Origin of the sequence: Vibrio sp. OPT46, assembly GCF_015163535.1 — a bacterium.
Taxonomy (GTDB): domain Bacteria; phylum Pseudomonadota; class Gammaproteobacteria; order Enterobacterales; family Vibrionaceae; genus Vibrio; species Vibrio alginolyticus.
The window spans coordinates 2,634-5,540 of record NZ_JADDYG010000362.1; the positions used below are offsets into that span (position 1 = coordinate 2,634).

A 2,907-nucleotide genomic window follows, 5' to 3' on the forward strand; every position below is an offset into this window, starting at 1 on the left:
TTTGTTTCGCTACGGTTTTATTGGCTACACCATTTTGGCTCCAGTAGACGCAGTTTTCATTGTCGACTCGCCACAGTGTCGCCCTAGTAATATGGGTCAGCGGTGCTCGATTAAACGCTTTGATTATGCTTGCACCATGTTGATATTCGGGGCCAAAGATAGAGCCGTTTGGGTGTCCTTGTTCTTTCTGCGCTCGATATATCTGACCTCCCGGGATCGGCTGTTCGTCAATCACAACCACACTGGCACCTGCTTCTGCGCACCTCACTGCCGCGCTCATTCCAGCTGGGCCAGCACCAATGACACATACATCGACTTGTTTTTTTATTTCGTCTTGCATGAACTCACCACTAACTTGTCTGACGGCAAATCGTCATGCCATCTTCTATTACATTCATACATGCTTGGACATTGTGCTCGCCATTAACTTGAACACGACACTCAAAGCAACTACCCATCATGCAAAACGGGGCGCGAGGGGCTCCCGACAGTGGAGACTCTCGAGTATGGTCAACACCTGCAGCCAACAATGCAGCCGCAATGGTGTCACCAACATGGGCTGTGTATGGCTTGCCTTCCCAAAAAAACTCCACCGTCTGTTGCGACCTTTCTGTCGCAACCATTCGTTGAAACTTAGAACCTGTCTTCACTGAATAACTCCAAAGTTGGTGCATCCGCTGCTTCTTCTAGCCAAGCTGGGAGCAAAAAACTGTGCGCTGCGGCTAATGTAATACCACTATGACAACTAATGAGATAAGCGCCTGAATTGGTTTTCGACTGTTGATATATCGGTAAGCCATCGGGAGATATGATGCGAATAGCTCCCCAGCTACGAACTAACTTTGTCTGGGCTAAAAACGGATAAACCGCAATCGCTCGTTCAGCTATCGCCGCCGTGACGTCTAGGGTATCGCTATCATCGAAACCAGCGTTCTCCTTAGAGTCTCCAATCTGAATACCACCTTCATTGACCTGTCTGATGATCCCTGAGGCACGCTTCAGTCTTGGGGGAAGCTTTTCGGTAATCAGAACTTGACCTTTTTGTGCGCTAATTGGTGCAACAAAGCCAAGCTTAGGGCCCAGTTCCGCCGATCCTAAACCTGCCGACAAAACCACTTTAGCGCTGTTGTAACGCGTTCCATCTTGCAGTACGACGTCGAATCGATGTGAGTCGTTTTTACTTATCTCTGACACAGTAACGCCAGTGACAACATTTGCCCCTAACTCATTGATTGCTTTAGTGTAAGCACGAAGCAGATTTAACGGATTCACATGCCCATCTTCCGGGCCATAAATAGCACCAACAACTTCTTCACCAATGTCTGGTTCTTCAGCAATAAGACGATCTCTATCCCAGACTTCGTAGGGATGATCCGTACCCAGTTGTTGTCGAAGCACCTCATATTGCTTGGCTTTCTCTGCCATCTCTTGCTGGCAAAAATGAAAGTCATACCCTCCGTTTTGAACAAGATTGAGTTCTTCACCCGTCATCTCTTCAAGCTCATCAGCCAGTTTGCGCCATAGTCCCACTGAGCGACGTGTCCACGTGGCATAGTGAGGGGCACCTAAACCTTTACTCGATAGCCACACCAAGCCAAAATTCCCTCGTGATGCACGATGAGCCTCATCTCCACCATCGAGTACTGTTACCTTATGCCCAGCTTTGAGCAGTCCGTAAGCCACTGCGCAGCCCACGACGCCTCCACCGACAATTATGTAATCCGGTTTCATATCGTTCTCTTCAGACTTTTGTAATAAGGGGCGCAACAACGCCCCTACTTGGAGGTGCGCTTAGTTTAATTAAGCGCTTTGTCTAGAATTGGTTGGCTCCAGTCAGAACCAATATCATTAATGATTTGAGGCCATACGGTGGTACGAACCTTATCCGCCGTCAATTTCAGTTGTGCCGGAGTCATTTCGACGATTGTCGCGCCGGCATCAACTAGTTTTTGCTCGTTCGCTTTCTGATCTATTTGCGCCGCTCCCCAGCGTCGAGATTCAAACTCAGCCGCCGCCGATACCAAGGCGTTTTTCTCGTTTTCATCAAGGTCATCCAAACGCTCTGAGTTAATCATCAGATACCAGATCTCAAAGTGAGTATTGAGTGGAATGTACGTTTTAGTTACGTCACGGAACGAAGCATAATAACCTTCCGCTCCAGAGCCAATCACTCCATCTACCACCCCAGTTTGTACTGCAGTAAAGGCTTCGGAAAACGGTAGTGGCGAGCCGATATAACCTACATTGTCAGCAAGTAGCTGGAAGCTCTTGATTGGCGGAACGCGAAGCTTGATGCCTTTGCTCACATCAGGGTTACCCGCTTCAACCGCATTACGATTCAGTGAAATACCACCAAAATAAACTGGGTAAGCAGCAAGTAGTGTGATGTCTTGTTTAGCAAATAACTCTTCCATCGCGGTTCTGACTGGTGCTCCGCTACCGTAGATGTTTTGTGCTTCTTCCCAGTTATTGGCAAGGAAAGGTAGCAAGCCAATCTGCATTTTACGGTCCGTTGAAGTCGATGCAGGCTGCAGTGCCATGTCAATCGCACCAACAGAGATACGTTCTTGAACTAAGGTGTAGTCACCTAGAGCGTTTGCTGCATAAACTCGAAGCTTAAGATCGCCATCCGTTGCCGCTTTCAGTTCATCGCTGAGTTGTTTGATATCATTATCAACTACAGTACCTTGTGGGCGAACATGGCTGATTTTCAGCGTCGTCGCTTGTGCAGGGATAACCGTCGCTGCAGCTGCGATAAGAGAAGCAAGCAACGTGTATTTTTTCAGTGCTTTAGTTGGAGCAAACTTACTTGTTTTTGTCATTGGTAATTTCCTTTTAGTAACCAAACACAGTAGGGAGGAAGAGTGATAGTTCTGACCAGAAAGAGGTCAGAATCACTACAGGTAG

General features: G+C 47.7%; 4 protein-coding genes. All 4 read right to left on the reverse strand.

The window, feature by feature from the left end:
- A partial coding sequence (locus IQR33_RS33335) for an NAD(P)-binding protein (protein WP_228013946.1) occupies positions 1-340 on the reverse strand: 340 nt, incomplete at its 3' end.
- A gap of 10 nt (positions 341-350) precedes the next feature.
- Complete coding sequence (locus IQR33_RS16915) at positions 351-650, reverse strand: (2Fe-2S)-binding protein (RefSeq protein WP_140184038.1); 300 nt, start codon at positions 648-650, stop codon at positions 351-353.
- Positions 634-1,731 (reverse strand): NAD(P)/FAD-dependent oxidoreductase, encoded by a 1,098-nt coding sequence (locus IQR33_RS16920; protein ID WP_086587139.1) that lies wholly within the window; start codon positions 1,729-1,731, stop codon positions 634-636. The genes IQR33_RS16915 and IQR33_RS16920 overlap by 17 nt, the downstream gene beginning before the upstream one ends.
- Before the next feature lie 65 nt (positions 1,732-1,796).
- A complete protein-coding gene (dctP, locus tag IQR33_RS16925; protein ID WP_140184037.1) occupies positions 1,797-2,822 on the reverse strand; it encodes a TRAP transporter substrate-binding protein DctP in 1,026 nt (341 codons plus the stop codon).
- Positions 2,823-2,907 lie beyond the last annotated feature (85 nt).